Source organism: Kitasatospora sp. NPDC032150 (assembly GCF_055579945.1).
The window spans coordinates 1-25882 of the sequence record NZ_JBVIMH010000035.1; the positions used below are offsets into that span (position 1 = coordinate 1).

Annotated in this window: 18 protein-coding genes; 16 read left to right on the forward strand and 2 right to left on the reverse strand. The window is 70.8% G+C overall.

Annotated elements, in window-relative coordinates; translation table 11 throughout:
• Positions 1–1823, reverse strand: a 1823-nt coding sequence (locus ACZ5ON_RS29595) for a type I polyketide synthase (protein ID WP_465599130.1), incomplete at its 3' end; no start/stop codon positions are given.
• Positions 1824–2241: 418 nt separating this feature from the next.
• Here ACZ5ON_RS29595 and ACZ5ON_RS29600 point away from each other — a divergent pair.
• The 4 genes from ACZ5ON_RS29600 (at position 2242) to ACZ5ON_RS29615 (ending at position 9191) form a co-directional block, all read left to right on the forward strand.
• Complete coding sequence (locus ACZ5ON_RS29600) at positions 2242–2643, forward strand: PPOX class F420-dependent oxidoreductase (protein ID WP_465599132.1); 402 nt, start codon at positions 2242–2244, stop codon at positions 2641–2643.
• Between the two features lie 129 nt (positions 2644–2772).
• Positions 2773–6324 carry a DNA polymerase III subunit alpha gene (gene dnaE, locus ACZ5ON_RS29605; RefSeq protein WP_465599134.1) on the forward strand — a complete coding sequence of 1184 codons (3552 nt, stop codon included), beginning with the start codon at positions 2773–2775 and terminating at the stop codon, positions 6322–6324.
• Between the two features lie 144 nt (positions 6325–6468).
• Positions 6469–8112: a CocE/NonD family hydrolase gene (locus ACZ5ON_RS29610; RefSeq protein ID WP_465599136.1), complete on the forward strand. Its 1644-nt coding sequence runs from the start codon at positions 6469–6471 to the stop codon at positions 8110–8112.
• A gap of 689 nt (positions 8113–8801) precedes the next feature.
• On the forward strand, positions 8802–9191 hold the full coding sequence (locus ACZ5ON_RS29615) for an aggregation-promoting factor C-terminal-like domain-containing protein (protein WP_465599138.1): 390 nt from the start codon (positions 8802–8804) through the stop codon (positions 9189–9191).
• Positions 9192–9333: 142 nt separating this feature from the next.
• On the opposite strand, the gene ACZ5ON_RS29620 is transcribed toward ACZ5ON_RS29615, so the two are convergent.
• The gene (locus tag ACZ5ON_RS29620) at positions 9334–10971 is read right to left on the reverse strand and encodes an ATP-binding cassette domain-containing protein (RefSeq protein WP_465599140.1); all 1638 of its coding nucleotides are present in this window, start codon (positions 10969–10971) and stop codon (positions 9334–9336) included.
• 219 nt (positions 10972–11190) lie between these two features.
• On the opposite strand from ACZ5ON_RS29620, the gene ACZ5ON_RS29625 reads away from it, so the two are divergent.
• The 12 genes from ACZ5ON_RS29625 to ACZ5ON_RS29680 all read left to right on the forward strand — a co-directional run bounded on the left by ACZ5ON_RS29625 (position 11191) and on the right by ACZ5ON_RS29680 (position 25877).
• Positions 11191–12456: a hydroxymethylcytosylglucuronate/cytosylglucuronate synthase gene (locus tag ACZ5ON_RS29625; protein ID WP_465599142.1), complete on the forward strand. Its 1266-nt coding sequence runs from the start codon at positions 11191–11193 to the stop codon at positions 12454–12456.
• Positions 12457–12508: 52 nt separating this feature from the next.
• Positions 12509–13498: a cytosylglucuronate decarboxylase gene (blsE, locus tag ACZ5ON_RS29630; RefSeq protein WP_465599144.1), complete on the forward strand. Its 990-nt coding sequence runs from the start codon at positions 12509–12511 to the stop codon at positions 13496–13498.
• Positions 13486–14580: a CGA synthase-related protein gene (gene blsF / locus ACZ5ON_RS29635; RefSeq protein WP_465599146.1), complete on the forward strand. Its 1095-nt coding sequence runs from the start codon at positions 13486–13488 to the stop codon at positions 14578–14580. Before blsE ends, blsF begins: the two co-directional genes overlap by 13 nt.
• A gap of 250 nt (positions 14581–14830) precedes the next feature.
• Complete coding sequence (blsG, locus tag ACZ5ON_RS29640; protein WP_465599147.1) at positions 14831–15997, forward strand: arginine 2,3-aminomutase; 1167 nt, start codon at positions 14831–14833, stop codon at positions 15995–15997.
• Complete coding sequence (locus ACZ5ON_RS29645; RefSeq protein ID WP_465599149.1) at positions 15994–17172, forward strand: DegT/DnrJ/EryC1/StrS family aminotransferase; 1179 nt, start codon at positions 15994–15996, stop codon at positions 17170–17172. The genes blsG and ACZ5ON_RS29645 overlap by 4 nt, the downstream gene beginning before the upstream one ends.
• Positions 17169–18446, forward strand: coding sequence for an ATP-grasp domain-containing protein (locus tag ACZ5ON_RS29650; protein WP_465599151.1), 1278 nt, complete (start codon positions 17169–17171; stop codon positions 18444–18446). Before ACZ5ON_RS29645 ends, ACZ5ON_RS29650 begins: the two co-directional genes overlap by 4 nt.
• Positions 18443–19675 carry an MFS transporter gene (locus tag ACZ5ON_RS29655; protein ID WP_465599153.1) on the forward strand — a complete coding sequence of 411 codons (1233 nt, stop codon included), beginning with the start codon at positions 18443–18445 and terminating at the stop codon, positions 19673–19675. Before ACZ5ON_RS29650 ends, ACZ5ON_RS29655 begins: the two co-directional genes overlap by 4 nt.
• Before the next feature lie 270 nt (positions 19676–19945).
• Positions 19946–21892, forward strand: coding sequence for a hypothetical protein (locus ACZ5ON_RS29660; protein ID WP_465599156.1), 1947 nt, complete (start codon positions 19946–19948; stop codon positions 21890–21892).
• A gap of 52 nt (positions 21893–21944) precedes the next feature.
• Positions 21945–22562, forward strand: coding sequence for a methyltransferase domain-containing protein (locus ACZ5ON_RS29665; protein ID WP_465599158.1), 618 nt, complete (start codon positions 21945–21947; stop codon positions 22560–22562).
• A gap of 88 nt (positions 22563–22650) precedes the next feature.
• Entirely contained in the window at positions 22651–23187 is a 537-nt protein-coding gene (locus ACZ5ON_RS29670; RefSeq protein WP_465599160.1) for a nucleoside 2-deoxyribosyltransferase, read from the forward strand.
• Positions 23188–23268: 81 nt separating this feature from the next.
• Positions 23269–24615, forward strand: coding sequence for a M1 family metallopeptidase (locus tag ACZ5ON_RS29675; RefSeq protein WP_465599162.1), 1347 nt, complete (start codon positions 23269–23271; stop codon positions 24613–24615).
• A 47-nt stretch (positions 24616–24662) separates the two neighbouring features.
• Positions 24663–25877, forward strand: coding sequence for an FAD-dependent monooxygenase (locus tag ACZ5ON_RS29680; RefSeq protein ID WP_465599164.1), 1215 nt, complete (start codon positions 24663–24665; stop codon positions 25875–25877).
• Positions 25878–25882: the final 5 nt, after the last annotated feature.

Here is a 25882-nt window from a genome sequence, read left to right on the forward strand (position 1 = left end):
AGCGGACGGTCCAAGTACCCGTCCAGCTCCGCGCAGACGGTGTCCAGGACGGAGGCGAACACCGGGAACGCCTCGTACAACTCGCGGCCCATACCTGCCCGCTGACTCCCCTGCCCCGTGAACAGGAACGCCAGCCGTCCCTCGACCACCGAGCCCTGCACCACGTTCGCCGCGGCCTCACCGGCGGCCAGCGCACCCAGCGCGCGCAGGAACTCGGCACGGTCCTCGGCGACCACGACGGCACGGCGCTCCAGCGCCGCGCGGCCCACCGTCAGTGAGTAGCCCACGTCGCCCGTCGCGAACTCGGGTGCGGCCTCCAGCCAGGACAGCAGCCTCGCCGCCTGCCCGCGCAGGGCCGCCTCGCCCTTTCCGGACAGCGCCCACGGCAGCACGGCATCGGCGGGGCCCTGCTCGCCCTCCGCCGCGGTGTCGGCCTCCTCCGGCGCCTGCTCGATGATGGTGTGCGCGTTGGTGCCGCTCATACCGAACGACGAGATGCCGACCCGGCGCGGACGGCCGGTCTCCGGCCACGGGCGGGGCTCGGTCAGCAGCTCGACCGCGCCCGCCGACCAGTCCACGTTCCGCGTCGGCTGGTCCACGTGCAGGGTCTTCGGCAGCACGCCGTGCCGGATCGCCATGACCGTCTTGATGACGCCGGCGACACCGGCAGCGGCCTGGGTGTGCCCGATGTTGGACTTCAGCGAGCCCAGCCAGAGCGGACGGCCCTCGGGCCGGTCCTGGCCGTAGGTGGCCAGCAGCGCCTGCGCCTCGATCGGGTCACCCAGCCGGGTGCCCGTACCGTGCGCCTCGACCGCGTCGACCTGGTCGGGGGTGAGCCGGGCACTGGCCAGTGCCTGGAGGATGACCCGCTGCTGCGAGGGCCCGTTGGGAGCGGTCAGACCGTTCGAGGCACCGTCCTGGTTGACGGCGCTTCCGCGCACGATCGCCAGCACCGGATGCCCGTTGCGCCGGGCGTCCGACAGCCGCTCGACCAGCACCATGCCGACGCCCTCGCTCCAGCCGGTGCCGTCGGCGGCGTCGGCGAAGGACTTGCAGCGGCCGTTGGCCGCGAGTCCACGCTGCCGGCTGAAGTCGACGAAGGTGCCGGGAGTGTTCATGGCGGTGACACCGCCGGCCAGGGCCAGCGAGCACTCGCCGTTCCGCAGCGCCTGCACCGCCAGGTGCAGTGCGACCAACGACGAGGAGCAGGCGGTGTCCACGGTGACCGCCGGACCCTCCAGGCCCAGGCTGTAGGCGATCCGGCCGGAGGCGACGCTGGCCGCGTTGCCGGTGCCCAGGTAGCCCTCGACGTCGTCCGTGGAGCTCAGCAGGACGGCCAGGTAGTCCTGGCCGCTGGTGCCGGCGAAGACGCCGGTACGGCTGCCGTGCAGCGAGAGCGGGTCGATGCCAGCCCGTTCGAACGCCTCCCAGGAGGCCTCCAGCAGCAGGCGCTGCTGCGGGTCCATCGCCAGGGCCTCGCGCGGGCTGATGCCGAAGACGGCCGGGTCGAAGTGCGCGAGGTCGTGGACGAAGCCGCCCTCACGGGTGTACGAGGTGCCCGGGTGGTCCGGGTCCGGGTGGTACAGGGCCTCGACGTCCCAGCCGCGGTCGGCCGGGAACTCGGACATCGCGTCCCCGCCGGAGACGACCAGCTGCCACAGCTCCTCGGGCGAGCTGACGCCGCCCGGGAAGCGGCAGCTCATTCCGACAATAGCGATCGGTTCCTGGTCCTTGGCCTCCACCTCGCGCAGCCTCAGCCGGGTCTGGTGCAGATCGGCTGTCACCCGCTTGAGGTAGCCGCGGAGTGTCTCTTCATTCGCCATTTGATGTGCCCTCTTTACGGCTTTGCAGCTGCGAGCGGGGTGCCGCCCGTGCAGGAGGTTTTTCCGACCGGGCGGCGGTGTGCCGTGGGCGGCGCCCCACCGGTGACCGCCGTAATGACAGCCGTAAAAATGCCGGCAGACGCTGCTCTCCCCGCGTCACGCTAAGAGCGGCTCCAACACCCCCACAACCCCTATTCGCCCCCTAGGGCCCTGTCGTCCGGTCCCTCTGATTTCGGCTCGGAAATCAGCCCGCGAACAACGTGAATTCCACCGTACCGGAATTCCCCCGGGGTGTTCCTTCCCGGTTCCGGCGAGGGTTTCCCGGGCGGTTCTCGGATAAACCCGCGACCGCACAGCCTGCCCTCGCGCGGTTTCCCCGCCACTGCGGCGACACAGCCGGCCGGTCTAAACTCCGCGCATGAACGACACGCCCCAGGAGCGGCTCGAACGACTGGTCCGCCTCGCCGCCGGAAGCTATCTGCTGGTCACCACCTTCCGGAAGGACGGCACGGGCGTGCCCACCCCGGTCTGGGTGGTCCGGGACGGCGACGCGCTCGGCATCTGGACGGTGGCCGACTCCTGGAAGGTGCGCCGCATCCGCAACCGCGCCGACGTCCTGGTCGGCCCGTGCGACGTCCGCGGCAATCCGACCGGCGAGCAGGTCCCGGCCACGGCCGAGGTCTGCACCCCCGAGCGCACCGCGGCCTACCGCACCCTGCTCCGCCAGAAGTACGGCCTGCTCGGCGTGCTGACCCTGCTGGGAAGCCGGCTGCGCCGCGGCAACGACGGCACCGTCGGCATCCGCATCACTCTGGCATAGCGAGCGCGTCCGCACGTAGAAACCGCGTCAAGAACACTTCTCCGCACATGATCGGGCCGGGCCGGCTCGCGAAGCCCGCTAGGGTTGAGCAGTTCTTGTCCGGCCCGATCCGCGAGGAGCCCAACCGCAGTGTCTGACACGTTCGCCCACCTGCACGTCCACACCGAGTACTCGATGCTGGACGGGGCGGCGAAGAACGGCAAGCTCTTCGCGGAGGCGGAGCGGCAGGGCATGCCGGCCATCGCGATGAGCGACCACGGCAACATGTTCGGCGCCTACGAGTTCTTCCACGCCGCCGCCAAGACCGGAGTGAAGCCGATCATCGGGATCGAGGCGTACGTCGCGCCGGGATCGCGCTTCGAGAAGAAGCAGACCTTCTGGTCCCCGGGCGGCCAGCGCCCGGCCAGCTCCGACGGCGAGGGCGGCAAGGACGTCTCCGGCGGTGGCCGGTACACCCACATGACCATGTGGGCCGAGAACTCGACCGGTCTGCGGAACCTGTTCAAGCTCTCCTCGCTCGCGTCGATGGAGGGCTACTACATGAAGCCCCGGATGGACCGCGAGCTGATCGCCGCGAACGCCACCGGGATCATCGCCACCACCGGCTGCCCCTCGGGCGAGGTGCAGACCCGGCTGCGGCTCGGCCAGTACGACGAGGCGGTCAAGGCCGCCGCCGCCTACCAGGACATCTTCGGCAAGGAGAACTACTTCCTGGAGCTGATGGACCACGACCTGTCCATCGAGCGCGAGGTCCGGGAGGATCTGCTGCGGCTGGCCAAGCACCTGAACATCCCGCTGCTGGCCACCAATGACTCCCACTACGTGACCGCCGACCAGGCGGACGCGCACGACAGCCTGCTCTGCGTCGGTGTGGGCAAGAACAAGGACGACCCGAACCGGTTCAAGTTCCAGGGCACCGGCTACTACGTCAAGACCGCCGCGGAGATGCGCGAGCTGTTCCGCGACCTGCCCGAGGCCTGCGACAACACCCTGGTGATCGCCGAGCGGGTCCAGTCGTACAAGGAGGTCTTCGACTACGTCGACCGGATGCCGCAGTTCGACGTCCCCGAGGGCGAGAGTCAGGCCTCGTTCCTGCGCAAGAAGATCGAGGCCGGCCTCAAGCACCGCTACGGCGACAGCCCGAGCCAGGAGGTGCTGGACCGGGTCGAGCTGGAGATGGGCGTCATCACCCCGATGGGGTTCGACGCCTACTTCCTCGTGGTCGCAGACATCTGCGAGTACGGCCGGAAGAACGGAATCCCGGTCGGCCCCGGCCGTGGTTCGGCGGCCGGCTCGATGGTCGCCTACCTGACCGGCATCACCCAGCTGGACCCGCTGGAGCACGACCTCCTCTTCGAGCGCTTCCTCAACCCCGAGCGCATCAACCCCCCGGACGTCGACATCGACTTCGACGACCGCCAGCGCGACCAGATGGTGCGCTACGTCACCGAGAAGTACGGCGCCGCCTACACCGCCCAGGTGAACACCTTCGGCACCATCAAGGCCAAGGCCGCCGTGAAGGACGCCAACCGCATCCTCGGCTACCCCTTCTCGATGGGTGACCGGATCACCAAGGCGATGCCGCCGGACGTGATGGGCAAGGGCGTCCCGCTCGCCGACCTCTTCAACGAGTCGCACCCGCGGTACAACGAGGGCACCGAGATCCGGGCCATGTACCAGAACGAGCCGGACGTCAAGAAGATCATCGACACCGGCATGGGCATCGAGGGCCTGATCCGCGGCACGGGTGTGCACGCGGCCGCGGTCATCCTCTCCTCGACCCCGCTGCTCGACCTGATCCCGCTGCACATGCGGGACAAGGACGGCGTGATCATCACCGGCTTCGACTACCCGTCGTGCGAAGCCATGGGCCTGATCAAGATGGACTTCCTGGGTCTGCGGAACCTGGGCATCATCGATCACTGCCTGCAGATCATCAAGGCCAACCGCGGCGTCGAGGTCGACATCGAGAAGATCCCGATCGACGACCCGACCACCTACCAGATGCTGGCCCGCGGCGATACCCTCGGCGTCTTCCAGCTCGACGGCGGTCCGATGCGCGCCTTGCTGCGGCTGATGAAGCCCACCGAGTTCGCCGACATCTCCGCCGTCTCGGCGCTGTACCGGCCCGGCCCGATGGGCATGAACTCGCACACCAACTACGCGCTGCGCAAGAACGGCCAGCAGGAGATCCTGCCCATCCACCCGGAGCTGGAGGAGCCGCTCAAGGAAGTCCTCGGCCCCACCTACGGCCTGATCGTCTACCAGGAGCAGGTGCAGCGAGCCGCCCAGGTGCTGGCCGGCTACAGCCTCGGCCAGGCAGACCTGCTCCGCCGCGCGATGGGCAAGAAGAAGAAGGAGGTCCTGGAGAAGGAGTTCGTGCCGTTCCACGCGGGCTGCAAGGAGCGCGGCTACTCGGACGAGGCGATCCAGGCGGTCTGGGACGTGCTGGTCCCGTTCGCCGGCTACGCGTTCAACAAATCGCACTCCGCCGCGTACGGCCTGGTCTCCTACCAGACCGCCTACCTCAAGGCCAACTACCCGGCCGAGTACATGGCCGCACTGCTCACCTCGGTCGCCGACGACAAGGACAAGATGGCCGTCTACCTGGCCGAGTGCCGGTCTATGGGCATCAAGATCCTCTCCCCGGACGTGAACGAGTCCGTGGTCGACTTCACCGCCGTCGGCAGTGACGTCCGCTTCGGCCTGAAGGCCGTCCGGAACGTCGGTGTGCCGGTGATCGAGTCGATGATCAAGACCCGCGAGGAGAAGGGCAAGTACACCTCCTTCCCCGACTTCCTGGACAAGGTCGAGCTGGTCGCCTGCAACAAGCGCACCGTGGACTCGCTGATCAAGGCCGGAGCGTTCGACTCGCTCAGCCACACCCGGCTGTCGCTGAGCACCGTGCACGAGAGCGCGATCGACGCCGTCACCGGAGTGAAGAAGCAGCAGGCGATCGGCCAGGACGACCTGTTCGGCGCGCTCGGCGGCGACGACACCCCGACCATCGGACTGGACTTCGAACTCACCGACCGGGAGTGGCCGCGAAAGCAACTGCTCAGCCTGGAAAGGGAGATGCTCGGCCTCTACGTCTCCGGCCACCCGCTGGACGGGGCCGAGCACCTGCTCTCCCGCAACCGCGACGTCTCGATCGTCGAACTGCTCGGCTCGGGCCGGACCGAGGGTGAGGTCAAACTCTCCGGCCTGATCACCGCCGTGGACCGCCGGATCAACAAGGCGGGCAACGCCTGGGCCATCATCACGCTGGCCGACCGCGACGGCTCGGTCGAGGTGCTGTTCTTCCCGGCCACCTACAACCTGATGGCCGACCAGATGGTCGAGGACAACGTGGTCTCGGTCAAGGGCCGGCTCAACGAGCGCGACGGCGCGCTCAGCATCTTCGGCGCGGAGATGACCACCGTGGACGTCTCCTCCGCCGAACTCGGCCGCAAGCCACCGGTGCAGATCACCCTGCCGGCCGGGAAGATCAACCCGGAACTGGTGGCCGAACTCAAGCGTTCGCTGCAGGCACACCCGGGCGACACCCCGGTTCGCCTGCTGACGACCAACTGGGACAAGAACACCCTGTACGAGCTCGGCTTCCAGGTGAACCCGGACAACGGCCTCGCCTCGGACATCAAGACCCTGCTCGGCACCCACTCCTGGGTCGGGCTGGTGTGACGGGAAGGCTGGCGCGACCGAAGATTACTCGCCAGTAAGTTTGGCTGATCATCATCTCGTCAGGGCCGGTGATCAGCCCATACGCTCCGGATCAGCTGACCGACGGATGCCGCCGAGGCACCGTCAGATCCTGATGGAGCACCCATGACGCGATCCCACCACCCCGGCGGACACCGAGCGGCAAGTGCCGTGCTGGTCACGGCACTTGCCCTCGGCGGTGCGCTCAGCGCCGCTCCCGCATCGGCGGCCCCGCTCGCCGGACCGGTGGCAGCCGTCGACGGCGCCAAGCCGTTCCGGCTGGTGGACATCCCGATGAAGGACGGTGTGGTCCTCAAGGCCGACGTCTTCACTCCCGCCCCCGGCACGCCCGGCGCCGACCCTCAGGGCCGCTATCCGGTGGTCGTACAGCCGGCCAGCTGGGGACAGAACGACCTGGAGTACGTCGCCCAGGGCAGGCAGCTCGCCGCCGCGGGGTACGTCGCCGTCACCTACACCGTCCGCGGCTTCTGGCTCTCCGGCGGCAAAATCGACGTCGCCGGCCCGACCGACGTGGCCGACATCTCCTCGGTGATCGACTGGGCCCTCGCCCACACCCCGGCCGACCCGCAGCGCATCGGCATGGTGGGGCTCTCGCTGGGCGGCGGCCTGACCCTGATGGGTGCCGCCTTCGATCCCAGGATCAAGGCGGTGGCCTCGCTGAGCGGCTGGGGTGACCTGGCCGACTCGCTCTACAGCGGACAGACCCGGCACCTCGGCGCCGCCCACAAGCTCGCCGCACTCCAGGCGCTGACCGGCCGCAAGAGCCCGGAGTTCGCCCGGGCCATGGACGACCTCTTCGCCGACCGCGACATACCCGAGGTCGTGCAGTGGGCGAAGACCAGGTCCCCCGCCACCTACCTGGACCGGATCAACGCCAACGGCACGGCGGTCTTCCTGGCCAACGCGTGGAGCGACAGCTTCTTCAACCCCAGCCAGATCACCTCCTTCTACCAGCGGCTGACCGGGCCCAAGCGGCTCGAACTGCGCCCCGGCGACCACGCCACCCAGGAACTGAGCGGCCTGCTGGGGCTGTCCAACCCCACCTGGGCGAGCGCGCGCGGCTGGCTCGACCAGCACCTCAAGGGCGACGGCGGCCAGGGGCAGTCGGTGGAACTGGAGGTCCGGCCGACCGGCACCCACGAGAGCTACCCGAACTGGGAGGCGACCAGCACCCGGACCGACCGACTGCGGCTCGGCGCCCCGAACCGGCTCGGCACCGGAGCACTCGACGGACCGGTCGGCAGCGACTGGCACACCTCCGTCGCCGGCGGCACCGACTCGGGTGCGGACGGCGGCGTCCCCGGGCTGTCCGGCGGCCTCGACCAGGCCATCGGTCTGCCGCCGACCGTCGCCCTCCCCCTACTCCCCCGCTCGGCCGGCGCCGTCTGGCAGTCCGAGCCCTACTCGGAGGTCCAGCGCATCCGGGGCGCCGCCCGGCTGCACACCACGGTCACCGCGTCCGCACCGGAGGGCACGGTGTTCGCCTACCTCTACGACGTGGACGCCCTCGGGATCGGGAAGCTGATCTCGCACGCCCCGCAGAGCTGGTCCGGCCAGCAGCCCGGCCGGGCCTTCCCCCTCGACGTACAGCTCTTCGCCACCGCCTACGACCTGCCCGCCGGACACCGGTTGGCGCTGGTTGTTGACACCAAGGACCCGCTGTACGGCGGTCACACCCCACTGGGGAGCAGTGTCTCCTTCGACTCCAGCGCCGCCGACCCCGCGGAGCTGGTACTGCCGCTGCGCTGACCATCCATCCCAATTGAGTGACCTGGGTCACATTTCCATTCGGAATGCGATCCGGGTCACTCGAATTCCTGTGACCCGGGTCACTCCATGCTGTGACCCGGGTCGCTCCATTCCCACGGGCCGCGGGCCCCTTTATCTGAGGCCACCAGGCCTTCGCAACGTCGCCAAACCTCCCAAATCGGGCAAATAGTGCAGATGCCACTGTGATGGTGAGCACATCACAACAAGTACCTACTGCCTTCGATAGTGGTTCGCGCCCAGGGGGCCGTGAGTCACCCGAACGGCATGCCCCCCTCCCCCGACCACCCCCTTGGAGCCCCCTCCCCTGCGACTGGCATCCGCGCAGGTCAGAAGCATGTTTAAGGCACTCGAGAAAAAGTTCGTGCGCGAGGTTTCGCTCCGGAGCGAGGGGGTACGCGAGGGCGGGCCGACGGCACCCTCGGGCCCTGTGACTACGATCAGGCCTCGTAGGTTTAGCGATTTTGACCCCTTGGAGCCCGCCTCGGGGCCCGCTAACAATGGCTTCAGTCGCAACGACACACCGGTGGTCCCCTCCACCCATGTCAGACAAGTCGGCGCTTCTCCCGAATAGGGCGCGCACCGACATCACGCCTGACGCACGAGCCATTCGTCCGGCCGCGCATCCTGCCTTGGCGTGAAGCCCCTGCCCCCTACCTCAGGAGCCTTTCTTGTCTACTTTCACCGCTCGCCTGCGCAAGTCCGCTGCTCTGTTCGCCGGTGCCGCCTGCGTCGCCACCGTCGGCGCCGTGGTCGTCCCCACAGCCGCCTCCGCCGCCACCCCACAGCAGATCGCCGCCAGCATCGTCCCGGCCAACCAGCTGGCCTCCTTCGACAACATCATTTCGCACGAGAGCGGCTGGAGCGTCACCGCGACCAACCCCAGCAGCGGCTCGTACGGTCTGGGCCAGGCCCTGCCGGCCACCAAGATGGCCTCCGAGGGCGCGGACTGGAAGACCAACCCGACCACCCAGATCAAGTGGGCCTACAAGTACATGTGCGAGCGCTACGGCAGCCCGAACGCCGCCTGGTCCTGGTGGGCCGCCCACCACTGGTACTAAGCCGACCCACAGGCTCCCAGCAGCTTCACCCGAAAGGGCCCGGTGCACCCGCACCGGGCCCTTCGGGGTTTTCGGGTTGGTCGATGCACCCGCAGCCCCAGCCTCTCGGGATCTTCGCGGCGGCCACCGGGCGCACCAGCGGTCACCGGGCGCAGCTGACCCGGCCCTCGTCCCAGACCGGCTCGCCGGTCTCCACCACCCGGCCGTCCGCCCGGAACACCAGGTACCGGCTGAACACCCTGGAGAACCACCGGTCATGGGTGACGGCCACCACCGTCCCGGTGAAGGTGTCCAGCGCCTGTTCCAGCGCCTCGGCCGAGATGAGGTCGAGGTTGTCGGTCGGCTCGTCCAGCAGTAGCAGGGTCGATCCGGCGAGCTCCAGCAGCAGGATCTGGAAGCGGGCCTGCTGACCGCCGGAGAGCGTCTCGAAGTTCTGCCGGCCGGCCCCGGCGAGTCCATAGCGGCTCAGGGCGGCCATCGCGTTCTCCAGGCCGAGCCCCTCCCGGTCGCCCTCACCACGGCCGAGGATGTCGACCGGGGTGCGGCCGTGCCACTCCGGGTGCCGATGCGTCTGGGCGAACAGGCCCGGCCGCACCCGTGCGCCGAGGCGGCACTCACCGGAGTGCTCCACGGTCGGCGCGGCCTCACCGCCGGACTCATCCAGCAGGCGCAGAAAGTGGCTCTTGCCCGAACCGTTGGAACCGAGCACGCACACCCGGTCGCCGAAGAAGACCTCGAGATCGAACGGGCGCATCAGACCGGTGAGTTCGAGGCTCCGGCAGGTGATCGCCCGCACTCCGGTACGGCCGCCGCGCAGGGCGGGTGCGACTCGCTGCACCCGCGGGGGCGCGGCCGGCGGGCCGGCCTCCTCGAACTTCGCCAGCCGGGTCTGCGCGGCATGGTAGCGGGAGGCCATCTCGTCGCTGATCGCGGACTGCTGGCGCAGCGTACGCACGAGTTCCTTCAGCTGCTCGTGCTTCTCCGTCCAGCGCTGCCGCAGCTCCGCCGCCCGCTTCCACCTGGCCTCGCGCGCCTCGTGCCAGGTGCGGAACCCGCCGCCGTGCGTCCAGGTCGTGCCGCCCTCCAGAGTGATCACCTGGGTCGCCGTCCGGCTCAGCACCTCGCGGTCGTGGGTGATCAGCAGCACTCCCTGCCTGGTGCGGGCCAGCTGCTCCTCCAGCCAACGCTTCCCGGGGACGTCGAGGTAGTTGTCCGGCTCGTCCAGCAGCAGCAGCCCGGCCGGGCCGCGCATCAGGGCCTCCAGGACCAGGCGCTTCTGCTCGCCCCCGGAGAGCGTGCCGACCTCGCGGTACTGCGCGAGCCGGAAGGGCAGGCCGAGCGCCGCGACCGTGACGGTGTCCCAGAGCACCTCCGCCGCGTAGCCGCCGGTTTCGGCCCAGTCGGACAGCGCCTGTGCGTAACGGAGTTGGACGGCCTCGTCGTCGGTCTCCATCAGTTCCAGCTCCAGCGCGTCCACGGCGGCCGCGGCCGCCTGCTGCGCCGGGGGTGCGACGGCGAGCAGCAGGTCCCGTACCGTGCGGTCGTCGCGGAGGCTGCCGATGAACTGGGGCATCACCGCGACGGCCCCGTGTCTGCGCACCGAGCCCAGCTGGACGGGGAGTTCACCGGAGAGCATCCGCAACAGCGTGGTCTTGCCCGCGCCGTTGTCGCCGATCAGGGCGACGGTCTCCCCCGCCGGGACGCGGAACGACACGTCGCTGAACAGCTCACGCCCGTCGGCGAGGGTGTGGCCGAGGCCGCTGGCTTCGAGGTAGCCCATGGCCCGGAAGCCTACCGGCCGGGCAACCCGGGCTCACTCGATTTGAGCCACGTCCAAACTTTTCACACAAACCATCGATCAGATCGGATGTGGATATGTCAGTTCCGAATATTCACCCCCGGGCTGGAAATCCGGATGAAGCCCTTGCGCCGGTCGGCCCAATACGCAAAGGTTGTGCCCGATCGAAGGCGGCCCGTCCAGGAAGCCGAGGTAGATCCGATGCACACTGATTCAGCTTCGCAAACCGTCGCCATCGCCGGGGCGGAATTCGGCTGGGGCAGCTCGGGAAAAATCAGCGCGGTCCTCTCCGCGCTGCAAAGCCGCTCCGCGCTGCACGGCCGCCCCGCACCACCGGGTCGTCCAGGGCCGCCGGATCACTCCGCACCGCCGCTGAGATTCATCGGCCTGGGCTCGGCCCTCGGCCGCCCACTGCTCGCCGAGCACCCCGTCGACCGCTGGTACGACCTGTCGGCCGACGGCGCTCCCGACGCCCTGGCGGAGATCGTGCGCTCGGAGCGAGTGCGGGCCGCGCTCGTCGTGCTGGACGGCTCCGCCGCCAAGGCGCTGCAGGCCGCCGGTGTGCCCACCGTGTTCGTGGACAGCCTGCCCTTCATGTGGTCGGCCGGGGACCGCTCCGCCCTGCCGCTGGACGCCACCGTCTACTGCGCCCAGAAGTGCGTCGAGCTGCCACCCGAGTGCTTCGACGTGCTGGCCTCCGTCCGAGCGCTGCACTGGGTCGACGCGGTCATCGGCACGCCGCCGAGGGCCGTGCTCTGCCCTCCCCCGAGCACCCCCCGGCACTACCGCAGCGCCCTGGTCAGCCTGGGCGGCCTGCGGGCGCCCCGGCTCGCCGACTGGACCAACTACCCCCGCCTGGTCGTCCCCGCCGTACTCGAGGCACTCGCCGCCCACGGAGTCCACGAGGTCCACGTGGCGGGCAACCTCCCGGCCGACTTCGCCGGGCGCCTGGTCGACGCCGCGGTCGCGCCGCCGCGGACGACCACGGGTGCCCTCAACCACGGCGAGTTCCTCGACCGGCTCGCCCACTGTGACCTCCTGCTCACCTCCCCGGGGCTGACCACACTGCTGGAGGCGGGCAGCCTGGGCGTGCCCACCGTCTGCCTGCCGCCGCAGAACCTCAGCCAGATCTTCAACGGCCGCTTCCACAGCCAGGCGGTCGGCGCCGAGGTCCGGGCGGTCTGGCCCAAGGACGTCCTCGTCGAGGAGGAGGCGCTGTCGCTGCGGTCGCACGGCGAGGACCGCGCCCTGGAGTTGATCTACGGCGGAATCGACGCGGCGGCACAGGAAGCCGACGGCCGGGGCACCAGCAGGGCGCTGAGCCGCGCCGTGCTCGGCGCACTGCGCCACTCCACCGCCGAGGGCGTCGACTGGGGCGCGCTCACCACCGCGGTCGGCACGGGCGGCGCGGCCCAGGTCGCCGACGCCCTGCTCGCCACCCTGCGAGACACCTCCCCGCCCTCCTGACGCCCGGCTCGTCCCGCCCCTTCCCATGAACGGCCCGGATATGTCCTCCACCGTGCGTGAGCGTCACCGCTATCTCTTCATCAGAATCCTGGAAGCCTGCAACGCCGACTGCTTCATGTGTGATTTCGCGCTCTCCCGCGACACATTCCGCTTCTCCCGCGAGGATTTCGCCGAATTGCTGCCGAAGGCCAAGGAGGCCGGGGTGGCTTATGTCCGGTTCACCGGCGGGGAACCGCTGATGCACCCGGATGTGGTGGAGCTAGTCCGCGCGGGCACGGCGGCGGGGATGAAGATGTCCCTGATCACCAATGGCTCGCTGCTGCCAAAGATGGTGCAGCGTCTCGCCGAGGCCGGGCTCGCTCAGGTGATCGTCAGCCTGGACGGCGCCTCGGCCGCGACCCACGACACCTACCGGCGCTCCCCCGGCATGTTCGACGCCGGGCTGCGCGGGCTTCGCGCCGCCGCCGCGCTCGGGATCCTGCCCCGGGTCAACACGGTGGTCGGCCCGCACAACTTCGCCGAAATGCCGCTGCTGCAGCGGGTGTTGACCAAGGCCGGGGTGCGTCAGTGGGAGCTGTCCGCGCTCAAGCTGGACCGCCCCATCCACTACCCCGACCACGACCAGGTCCGCGCGGTGTGCGACCCGATCTACGACGCCGACCCGAGCGCCCTGCTGGTCCCGATGGGCAAGCGGTTCTACGGGGACACCGCCGAGGAGCAGGAGCGCTACTTCACCGCGTCCATCACCCCACGCGCCTCGCTCCCGCTGTGTCACGTCGCGGACGACGTCATCTACATCGACGGCAAGCACGGCCGGATGTACGCGTGCAGCTGCATCCCGCACCGGGAGAACGACGACGGCCCCGGTGGCGCCCCCGTCCGCGAGGGCGGCGCGATCCTGCTGGACACACCGGTCTTCCGGGCGCATGCCGACTTCTTCCGCCGGCGGGGGCCCGAGGTGTGCAGCGGGTGTTCAACCACGGCCGCCGGGTACAGCGACGACGTCGCCCGCCTCGGGGCGGTGACACCGTGGCAGTACTGACCGTCGGCCGCGGCGAGCTGGTGACACCGGGCCGCCGGGTCCTGCTGGCCTCCCGTGAGGAGCAGCTGGACTCACTGCTCGCCCTGCGCCGCGTCGCCGCCCACCTCAGCGGGCTCCGTCCGGTCCTCCTGCCTCCCGGGGACGCACCGCTCGCACCGGCACTGCCCGAGCCACCGCCAACCGATCCCGCGCTGCCCGATCAGCCGCTACCCGAGGTGGCACTGGTCTGCGACGACGAGGCGGCCACCGGCCGACTGCTGGAGCTGGGCATCCCGGTCGTGCACCTGAGTTCCGGCCATGCCGGCCCGGCGCCGGCCGGGCCGGCCGAGCGGGCACTCCACCGACAGCACCGGCCCGGCTGGCTGCTCGGCCCCACAGGCGGGGCGCGGCCCACGGGGGCACTCGCGCCCACTCGGCTGACCAGGAACCGGCACCGCGCAGGAGCCCTGCTGCTGCTCTCCGCGTGGGACGTACCGGAGGAGGAGTTCGACGCCTTCGCCGCCGGGCCGCTGCGGGCCCTGGTCCACGAGGCGGTGCGCCGCAACGGACACTGCGAAGTGGTCTGCGACACCCGGCTCGCACCGCTTCACGCCGCTCTGGACGGCCTCAGCGAAACCCTCCGGTATCCCGACCCCGACCCCGATCCTGGCCTCTGCCCCTGCCCCGGTCCCGACCACGGTTCCAACTCCGGTCCCGGCACCGCCTCCAGGTCCGCCCGCGAGCCCGGACTCGCCGCCGTACAGGTGCATCGCGCCGCCGAGGTGGACGTGGACGCGTTGCACGCCACTGCCGAAGTCTTCCTGGCAGCGCCGACGTTGGGCGCACTCGTACTGGCCCAGGCCCGCCGTGCGCCGCTGGCGTTCCTACCACCGCTTGGAGCCGCCCAGCGGGACTTGGCCGCGCGGGTGACAGAGCTGGTCCCGGTGCCGCTGGCCACCGACCCCGGTGACCCGTCCCTGTGGGTGCCCCCCGAAGACGGCGCCGCGGCCCAGTGGAGCGCCCTCGATCCGTCCCTGGACGACCTGCGCGGTGCGCAGCGGGTCGCCCGCACCCTCCGTCAGCTCTCCCTCGCCCCGCTGTGAGCCGGCTCGCCCGGTGGCCCCATCCGCCCGGTACTCCGCCCACCTGCCGACCCAGCGCTCCCTGTCGAGCCCGCCCCGTGAACCCGCCCGGTGAAGCACGCTCCTCCACCCGTTGCCCGCCCTCGCCTCGACCTCGCCTCGACCTCCTCCCCACCGTGAACCCGTCGGGAGCCATCCCCACACCACGGCCTGGCCGTGCGCTGGTTACCCGTCTCGAGCAAATCGAAGACCTGTCGACCCTGGAGCCGCCATGTCCGGCACACCCCGCGAAACCGGGACTACCGCAGGCCCCACGTTCATCCGACCCCGTGTCCCGGAAGCGCAGTGGAACGACTGGCGCTGGCACATGCGCCGACGGATCACCAACGTCGAGAAGGCCCGACAGTGGATCAACGTCAGCCCGGACGAGGAGAAGGCGATCGCCGGGGTGGCGGGCAGGTACCGCTGGAGCATCACCCCGTACTACGCGTCGCTGATGGATCCGGACGATCCGCTCTGCCCGGTCCGCCAACAGGCCGTCCCGGCAACCGGCGAGCTGGTCGAGTTCTCCGGTGCCGAGGTCGATCCGGTCGGCGACACCTTCTACCGCAAGACCAACCGCGTGGTGCACAAGTACCCGGACCGGGTGATCATGCTGGTCACCGAGGCGTGCCCGGTCTACTGCCGGCACTGCACCAGGAAGTTCCACACCACGGATGTCAACGGCACCTACTTCCGTGACGACGAGGGCGGTTCGTTCGACGAGGACCTGCGCTACATCGCCGAGCACCCCGAGATCCGCGACGTACTGCTCACCGGCGGGGACCCGCTCTCCTACCAGGACGGCAAGCTGGAGGAGATCATCAGCGGTCTGCGGGCGATCCCCAGTGTGGAGATCATCCGGATCGGCACCCGGTTCCCCGTGCTGCTGCCGCAGCGGATCACCGACGAGCTGTGCGCGATGCTCTCCCGGTACCACCCGGTCTGGCTGAACACCCACTTCAATCACCCCAAGGAGATCACCGAGGAGGCCACCGCCGCGGTGGACCGCCTACTGCGGCACGGGATCCCGGTCGGCAACCAGACCGTGCTGCTGCGCGGCATCAACGACGACGTCGCCACCATGCGCACCCTGATGACCGAGCTGCTGCGGATCCGGGTGCGGCCCTACTACCTCTACCACTGCGACAACGTCACCGGTGTCTCGCACTTCATGACCTCCGTGGAGAAGGGCTGGGAGATCATGGAGGGCCTGCAGGGCCACATCACCGGGTTCGGGGTGCCGCAGTACGTACTCACCACGAAGATCGGCAAAATCCCCATCGCCCAGCCGTACTTCACCCCCACCCCCGACGGCCTGCTGCTCCGCAACTACCGGGGCCAGCAGATGGCCGTCGACGGCGCGGTGCACCCGATCACGGAGTCCGACGCCAGATGACCCTTGACAACCGACTCGGCCAGCGTTTCCTCCCCTACGGCGCCAACTACCTCGCGTGGTCCGACATGACGGAACTGAAAGAGGTGATCGACCATCAGGTACTGTTCCGCTACCAGACGGAGACCGAGAGCATGGCCTCCCGGTTGGAGCGCCAGGTGTGCGAGCGGCTGGGCGCCGCGCACACCCTGGCAGTCCACAACTGCACCGAGGCGCTGCGTCTGGCGCTGATCTCCACCCGGCCGTCCATCGGCGACCTGGTCTACATCCCGGCGGTCACCTTCGTCGCGGTGGCCGGCGCGGTGCTCTCCTGCGGCCTGATCCCGGTCCTGGTGGACGCGGACGACTCGCTCTCGCTGGACGCCAGCCTGCTGCCGTCCGGCGCCCAGCGGGTCATCACGGCCCACATGGAGGGCACGGTCGCCCCGCTACCCAAGGGTGTGCCGTATCTCATCGAGGACTGCGCCCAGTCGCTCGGCGCGCGGTTCGCGGACGGCCGGCACGTCGGGACGGGGGGCTACGCTGGGACGTTCAGCTTCCACCACAACAAGGTGCTCACCTCGGGCGAGGGCGGGCTGCTCGTCACGGGCGACGATGACGCCTGGGCGACCATGCGCTGCTACCACGACCACGGCTCGGCCCGCGTCCCCGGCCGCTACCCGACCTGGAACCCGGACGCCCACTACGGCGAGAACTTCGTCACCAGCGAGCAGGTGGCGGCCGTCCAGTGCCAGCAGTTCCGCCGTCTCGACGAGTTGCTCGCCGGGCTGGAGCGGATGTACGCCATCGCCGTGACGGAGACCCCCGGCCGCCCTGACCTGGAGGTACGGCCGAGAGCCGAGGGCGACGTGAAGCTCAGCCTGCGGTTCCGCTGCGAGAGCCGCGAGTTGCGGGACGCCGCCGTCACCGCGCTCACCGCCGAGGGGATCGCCAACTGGACGCTCGGCAAGTACCTGCTGTCCGAGCACCCGGTGCTCACCGGCCGGCGCTCGCTCTACGCCGACGGCTTCCCGTGGAACCACGCCCCCGAGGGGCCGCTGGCGCTCAGCCGCGACGGTTTCGCCCGCACCCGCGACCAGCTGGAGCGCACCCTGTGCGTGCCGCTCTCGCCCGAACTCTCCGAGCCGGAGCAGGTCCTGGCGGCCAAGGCCGTCCGGCGGGTCCTGGAGGCGGTATGAGCTCCGACGGTCCCGCGCTGCTGATGGTGGACGACCGCCCCTCGTCGTTCACCAGGTATGCGGCCCACACCCTCCCGGACGACCTGGTACTGCTGCGGTTCGCCGAGTTCCGCCAGGACTTGCCGGAGGACCACCTGCACCGGACGGCACACCTCCCGGCCTTCTGGGTGCGCGAAGGGGTGCCGCTGGCCGAGGAGGCCGCGCGGTACCAGGCCTGGGCCGCCGGGCTTCCGGTCCGGCCGACCCGGTTCTGCAACCCGTCCGAGCCGCGCCAGGCCGTCGCCCAGCGGTTCGCCGCACTGGTCGGCCTGCCGCACCTGACCGAGCGTCAGGTCTCCTGGGTGCGGGACAAGGCCGAGATGAAGTTCCGGTTCCGTGAACTCGGCCTGAAAACCGCCGAGTTCACGCGGGTACGCCGCGTCCAGGAGGTCGAGTGGTTCGCCGAGGAGCACGGCTGGCCCGTGGTGCTCAAGCCGGTGGACTCCTTCGCCTGCGTGGACACCTACCGGCTCACCGGGCGGGAGGACCTGGCCGGGATCGACCTCGGCGCGCGGGACTGGATGGTGGAGCAGTTCCTCGGCGGCACCGAGTGGGAGGTCTGCACGGTCATCCACCGGGGCGAGGTGCTGGCCGCCTGGCCGAGCGCGATGCCCTGCCGTCCGCTGGACATCGTCGACGGCGCGATGAACGCCAACATCAGTGTCGGCACCGACGAGGCCCCGCCGGTCGACCTGCGCGCCATGCTCCAGCGCATCGTCACCGGCATGGAGATCGACCACGGCTACGCACACATGGAGTTCTTCCTGGTCGACGGCGAGGTGTACGCGGGCGAGATCGGTGTCCGGTTGGCGGGCTGCGAGATCCCCGCCAACCACGGGCACGCGTACGGCTTCGACGTCTTCGGTGCCACCCTGGACGTGTACCGCGGCCTGCGCCCCGATCTCCACTACCGCGAACGCCGGTGCGCGGGCGACCTGTTGCTGCCGCTTCCCGGCTCGGGGACGGTTCATCGCATCACCCCTACGGAGGAACTGCTGCGTGTCCCCGGGGTCGTGGACGCCGTTCTCAAGGTCGGTGTCGGCGATTCGGTGTCGGCCCGACGGGCCTCGCACAACGCGTCGGGGTACGTCCATGTCGTGGGAGCGTCGATCGGCGAGGTGGAGACACGGATGCGCGAGGTTCTCGACACCTTCGCCATCGAGTTGGCACCCGTCACCTCCGTGAGCCCGGCCACCGGTCCGGGCCCGGCCGCGGGACGGGGCCCGGACCGGTGACGAACGGCCTGCCCCACCGCTTCCGCACCCTGCTGACTCAGCGCCGTGTCGGCGCCGTCGCCTGGTGGAGCGTCGTCTCCAGGCTGCCGGTGTACCTGATGTCGCTGGCCATGGTGCTGGTGGTCCGCGAGCAGGGCGGCAGCTACGCTCAAGCGGGCCTGGTCGCCGCGCTGTACACCGCCGGCATGGCGGTCGGCGGCCCGCTGATCGCCCGGCGGCTGGACCGCAGCGGACGCCGGACGGTGCTGGCCGCCACCGGTGTCCTCTACCCGTCGATGCTCGCCGTGCTGGTGTGGGCCACCCGGCCGGGCGGTTGGGCGCAGCCCGTGGTGGCGGCACTCGCCGGAGTGGCGCTCCCGCCCGCGAACGCCTGCATGCGGTCGCTGTGGGCCCGGCTTCCGCTGAAGGAGGAGGACCGGGACACCGCCTACCTCTGGGAGGCGCTGCTCACCGAGGTCCTGGTGATCGGCGCCCCGCTGGCACTCGCCGGCCTGATGCTCTCCGGCTCCGCCGGGCTGGCCCTGACCACCGTCGCTGTGGTCGGCGGCGCGGGAGCCCTGGGGCTCGCCTTCGTCCACCTTCCGGCGGGCACGGAGCCGGAGCGGGCGGACGCCGGGGCAGCCGGGCCGCGCCGACTTCTCGGCCCACTGCGGGACTCGGCGATGCTGGCACTCACCGGCATCATGGCCACCTGTGCCGTCCCCATCGGCCTGATGACACTCGCCGTCCCGGCCTTCGTCGCCGCTCACGGGTCACCGGGGTCCACCGGTGCGGTGTACGCGTGCTGGGGCGTCGGCAGTGCGCTGGGTGCGCTGTGGCTGGGGCGTTCGCAGTCCCAGGTCGCAGCGCACGTCCGCTTCCCGCGCCTGGTGCTCGCCTACGCCCTCGGGACGGGGCTGGCGCCGGCGGCCACCTCCGAACCAGTGCTCGCCCTCGCCCTGGCCATCGGCGGCGCACCGATCGCGCTGGTGTCCGCGAGCGAGCTGACGCTGGTCAGCACGGTCGCGGACAGCCGCTCCCTGGCAGAGGCGTTCACCTGGGCTTCCCTTGCCACCGTCCTGGGCGACGCGGTCGGCCAGCAGGCCGGCGGACTGCTGATGGACCGCATCGGCCCGCGCGGGGTCTTCGCCACCGCCTTCATCCTCGCCCTGGCCGGAGCCGGCCTGGCCTTCGCCTGCCGAGGGCTGCTGTCCCGCCGCGCCACCGTCCCCGCGGAGTGCCCGGCATGAACGCTCCCAAGCACCTCAGAGGATTACCGGTCAACGCTCCCGACAGCCCCCGGGGATGGCCCGCCAACCGTCCCCAGCGGTCAGGGCTTTCCTCGGGCCCCCGCCCACCGGGCCCGGGCCCCCGACGCCGCGTGCCCGACCGGGTGTCCCCGGTGGCCCGAGCACCTCGTGCCCCGACGGCGCCCACTGGCCCGCGCCGCCCGCGCACCCCGTTGATGCCCTGCCCGGCCCGCCCCCTCTCCGCCCTTCCTGCCCGCGAGGTAATCCTTGATGAACGCAGCCGCCCCGCTCTTCCGCCCGGTCCTCTTCGGCCAACTGCCCTCCGCGGTCAAGGAGTTCCTGGACGCCGACGACCCGGCGGCGGTGTCGGTACCGGTACCGGTCGAGGGCCGCGCCGACCTGGTACGGAGCGTGGAGCTGGCGTCGCGTGTGTACACCGCCGTACGGCCACCGCGGCCGGTCGACCTCGGCGTCGTCCTCGGCGTGGAGCAACTCCCCGAAGGCGTGGCCGAGTTGGCCCGCCCACTAGCCCGCGAGTGGGTGGACGAGGAGCAGCTGGCCGACCTCACCGCCTTCCACCGCCGGCATCCCGGAGAACTCCTGCTGCTCGGCTGCTACGACCGTCTCAACCTCGACCCGGTGCGCGCCCTGCTGCTGGCGACCTACCGCAGCCGACGGCACCGGCTGACCTTGCTGAGCGGCCGCGACGCCGCCTCGCTCGCCTGGAACATCGCCAAGCAGTACGCGCGGCCCGCGACCGGCATCGACGCAGTGGGCCTGTTCACCGACACCGACCGGCCGCCGCACCTGCCCGGTGTGCGGGTCTTCGACGACCGCGACTTCGAGCGCGCGGACATCCAGGCCGAGATCCTGGGCACCCGGTGGCGCCGGGTGGCCTTCCAGGGCCACGGGAAGGACGACAGCGTCAACCTGGGCGAGTTCACCATCTGCGGTCTGAACCCGGCCGTCCCCGCCAGGCCGGGGCTGCTCGGCCCCCGGTGCGCGTACGGGCTGCCCTGCTACAAGCCCGAGGACAAGCTGGTGCCGCTCAATCGGGTGGAGGCGGTGGAGCTGGTGCTCAGCGCGTGCAACAGCGGTCCGCTCGCCGACCTGGCGCTGTACGACCCCAAGTACCAGTTGCTGCTCAACGCCCTTGACGGCCCGGCCCGTACCGTCGTCTCCGCCGTCTCGGTGCATGACTCCGACCGTCCGGAGAACGTCGCCTGGATGCGTGCCGCGCTCACCGGCGCGGACTCGGTGGACGTCCTCAACGCCAGCCTGGCCGGCTCGCACCCCTACCCGGCGTTCATGCGCTTCGGCCTGCCCGACGCACCTCGGCAAGCCCTGGAGCAGCAAACCCCGGAGGAGCGCACCTCGGAAGAGCACGCCTCGGAGAATCACCCCCTCGAACAGCACACCTCCGAACAGCACACCTCCGCACGGCAGATCCCCCATCCCTCCGACCATCGCCCCGACCCTCTGGTCATCACGGTGGGACGCCGCTTGACCGCCCTGCTCACCTCCGAGCTGCTGCCGCACAACCATCCACTCCGCCCCCGCCTGACCAAGCTGGCCCGCAAGGTGGACCTGTGGGTGGCCCGGCCCACCCACCTCGCCGACCAGTCGCCGGACGAGATCCGCTCCTCTCTCACCGCCGATCTGCAGTCGCTCGACCATGTGATCGCCGAGCAGGTGGCGGCGAACCCCGAGAACGAGATCATGAACTACCCGGCGCACTTCGGGGACCGCAGCTCGCTCGACCCACAGGTGCGCGAGGTGACCTGCCACTGCGGCCGCCCGGCCCAGGAGTTCACCCGGCGCGGGCTGCTCCCGCACATCCTGGACACCACCTGCGCGGTCTGCATGCGCTGCGGCGATGTCACCTTCCGGCTCCCCGAGGCACCCGCGCTGCTGGCCCACGCCGCGGACGAGGTGGAGCAGGGCGGGGTGCTGGAGGTGCGTGCCGCGCTCACCGCCGCGCGCCCGGGGCCGGTCCGGCTCGGCCTGTTCGTCCCGACCTATCTGCGCGAGGACACCACGGTGGAACCGGCCACCGTCAGGGTGCGGGCCGCCGGGCAGCCGGAGGACGTCGCCTTCCGCCTGCGGTTCGCCCCCACCACGGCCCCGCAGGCCTACTACTTCACGGTCTTCGCCGTGCAGGACCTCGCCGTCTCCACGGCCCGGCGCCACTTCGGAGTCCTGCCTCGCCGCACCTGACCGGTCAGCAGCCCCCGCGATCCCCCAACTGACGGAACGAAGGACGTCTGCCATGGAAACGCAGCCCAAGCCCGAGATCGAACTGATCGAGCGCGATGGCGAGGTGACACTGAGCATCGGCGGTGAACAGGCCATGCAGGCCTGGGAGCGGGACCTGATGTGGGCCAGCGCCGACATGCTGTGCGAGTACGGCCACGACTTCTACGAGGTCGGCCTCGGCCTCGGGCTCTCCGCACTGCGCATCGCGAACAACCCCGCCACCCGCAGCCACACGGTCCTGGAGCTGTTCGGGGAGGTCGAGGACCTGTTCCGGGCCCGGCACCCGAAGCTGCCCGACAATCTCACCATCGAACGCGGCGACTTCTTCCAGCGCGTCCTCGCCCTGCCCTCGGAGAGCATCGACGGGATGTTCTTCGACCCGGCGCTGGACATGGAGGTCTGGACCAACGCCGACCTGTGGGCCAGGACCATGCCGGAGGTGGTCCGGGTGCTGCGTCCCGGCGGGGTGTTCATCCCGTTCTTCAGCACCAAGCCCGAACTGCGCTGGCAGTACCTGCCGCACTTCACGTCCATCCGGGTCGAGCGCCACCCGTACACGGCGTACGACACCACCGAGTACACGTACGGCACCAGCGGCGACGCGTACATCCAGTGTTTCCGCAAGTGCTGACCGCGGCCCCGCTCCGCCAGTCCTCGACCGCCCCGCCGGTCGGCCCCCACCCGACGCCGCAGGCCGGCCTCGTTCCGGAGGTACCCGCATGACCACCGAGACCACCGCACCGACCGCCGGCCTGCCGGCCGACCCGGACGCACCGGCCGTCCGTTCGCTGTTCCTGGCCGGTCCCTTCATCCAGTTGCTCGACCCGGCCACCGGGGAGATGCCGGACGAGGCCCGGGCCCCGTTCGACCTGCTGATCAAGCACTTCGAGGCGCAGGGGATCTCCGTCCACAACGCCCACCGCCGGGAGGCGTGGGGTGCCGAGTTGATGAGTCCGGAGCAGTGCACCGGGCTGGATCAGGAGGAGATCCGCAAGGCCGAGGTCTTCGTCGCCTTGCCGGGCTCTCCGCCCTCACCCGGCACCCATGTCGAGGTGGGCTGGGCGAGCGCCTTCGACAAACCGATCGTGCTGCTGCTGGAGCGGGGCCGGGAGTACACCTTCCTGGTCCAGGGCCTGCACACGGTGGCGACCGTGGAGTACGTGCTGTACACGGACATCGCCGCGGCGCTGCCCGCCGTGGACGGGGCGGTGCGCCGGGTGGTGGCCCGCCATCGGGAGGCCGGCCGCAGGGGGTGACTTCGCGTCGCCCGGGTCCGGGCCGTCCGCCGGGCGGCCCGGCCCGGCCGTTCGATCGCGTGCCCGGACCGAGAGGATCACATGCGGAGCACCCTGGCCCTGTTGGCCTCCCTCGCCGTACTGCTCACGGCAGCCGCGACACCCGCCCGGACGCCCGATCCGCACTCCGACCCGACCCGCACGCCCGCGACCCCCGCCTACACGGTCGAGCTGAGCAGTGACGGCACCGGGACGCGCTGGCACGGCCATGAGTCCGTGCGCTTCACCAACGCCTCCGCCGAGCCGCTGCGCGAGGTCTACCTCCGGCTGTGGGACAACGCGCACGGCGGCTGCGCGGCACAGCCCGTCACGGTGACCGGCCTCACCGGCGGCACCCCGGACGCGCTGTCGGTGGGCTGCACCGCGCTGAGGGTCACACTGCCCGCGCCGCTCGGCCGGGGTGCGAGCGGGGTGATCGCCTTCGGTCTGGGCGTCGAAGTCCCGGACGGCACCGATCGGTTCGGTCACGACGGCCCGTACAGCTTCCTCGGAAACGCGCTGCCGGTGCTGGCGATCCGGGACGCCACCGGCCCGCACCTGGATCCGTACACCGACAACGGCGAGTCCTTCTACACTCAGACCGCGGACTTCACCGTCACCCTCGACCACCCCTCTCGGCTGCTGGTGCCCGCCACCGGCCACTCGGTCGACGTTCCCGGGTCCGCCGGACGGACCGTCACCAGAGCAGTGGCGGAGCGGGTCCGTGACTTCGCCTGGGCGGCGGGCCCGTTCGCCAGGATCTCCGCCACTTCCCCGGCCGGGGTGCGGATCGACGTCTACTCGACGGCGAGCGTCAGCTCCGCGGACGCCCGGTCGATGCTGGCCCTGGCGACCTCGGCGGTCGACGCCCACGCCCGGCGGTTCGGCGCCTACCCGTACGGCCGACTGGCCGCCGTGCTGGACGACGACTTCTGGTTCAGCGGGATGGAGTACCCGGGGTTCGTGCTCGACCGGGTCAGCACCACGGCGCTGGTCCACGAGCTCGCGCACCAGTGGTGGTACGGCATCGTCGGCGACGACCAGTACCACGCCCCCTGGCTGGACGAGTCGTTCAGCGACTACGCCACCGACCTGGCCCTCGGCAAGCTGGGCGAGGGCTGCTGGAGCGGGGTGTCCTGGGAGTCCGCGGCCGAGCGGCTGACCAACTCGATGCGCTACTGGGACACCCACCCCACCCGGTACGGGACGGTCGTCTACGACTACGGCAAGTGTGCCCTGCACGACCTGCGCCGGCTGATCGGCGACACCACGATGGCCGAACTCCTGCGCACCTACGCGCGGAGCCACTGGTACGGCGTGTCGACCACGGCCGAGTTCAAGGCCGCCGCGCAGGCCGCCACCGGCACCGACCTGACCGAGTTCTGGAAACTGCACCGAATCGACGGCTGAACGTCCGACGCACCGTCATACTCGTTCGGCGAGGGAAGGAGGCGGCTGTGCGCGGAGGACGGGTGGCCGTAGTGGGCGGAAGCATCGCGGGCTGCGCCGCCGCGCTGGCCGCGGCACGCACGGGTGCGGACGAGGTGGTGGTGTTCGAGCGGGCCGTCGGCCGGCTTCAGGACCGGGGCGTCGGCCTGGCACTGCACAACGACCGGTACGCGGAGCTGGAGGCGGCCGGTTATCTGGACGCCGGGATGCCCTGGGTCCAACTGGTCCGGCGGCCCTGGGTGGTGCGCGAGGGCACGGTGCGGGCCGGGCGGCAGATCGGAGTGCTGCCGTTCCCGTTCCGCTCGTACAACTGGGGTTCTCTCTGGCAGGAGTTGCGCAACCGGATCCCCGAGAGCGTCGACTACCGCACCGGCGCCACGGTGACCCGGGTCGTCTCCGGCACCGAGGGCGCGGTGGTGCACCTGGCGGACGGCGGCGAGCAGCACTTCGACCTGGTCGTCGGGGCGGACGGGTACCGGTCCGTGGTGCGGGCCGCGATGTTCCCGGACGCCCAGGCGCAGTACGGGGGTTTCGTGGCCTGGCGCGGCACGCTGCCCGCGGACCGGCTGCCCTCCCCGCCCGAGGCGTTCCCGGTGCACGACGCCTCGACGGTGGTGTTCCCTGGCGGACACATGATCGTCTATCGCATCCCCGGCCCGGGCGGCCACGGCACCGACGTCAACTGGGTCTTCTACACCAGTCCGCCGGCCGCCGACGGCCTGCGGTTCGGCGACCCGACGAACGTGCACCCCAGGGCCATGACCAGCGAGCTGTCCGAGCACCAGCTCGGCCTGGTGGAGGAGTACTTCCCGCCCTACTGGCAGGAGGTCATCCATCTCACCCCCGCCGGTACGCGCTTCGTGCAGCCGATGTACGACATGGCCACGCCGCACTACGCACGCGGCCGGCTCGCCGTGGTGGGTGACGCCGCCTCGATCGCCCGTCCGCCCACCGGCAGCGGCGCGATCAAAGCACTGCAGGACGCCGCCGCGCTGGAGCGCGCCCTGGATTCGGCCGGCAGCTGGGCCGAGGCGCTGCACTCCTACGACGCCGAGCGGGCGCCCGTCGGGCGGTCCACGGTCGAACTCGGCCGGAGCCTGGGACGCGCCCAGGTCCAGGAGACGCCCGACTGGGCGGCGATGGACCAGCACGCGGTCGAGCGGTGGTGGCAGGCCGCCGGCGGTGGCAACGGGTTCGGCGGGCAGGCGCTGCGCAGCCGCTGAACCGG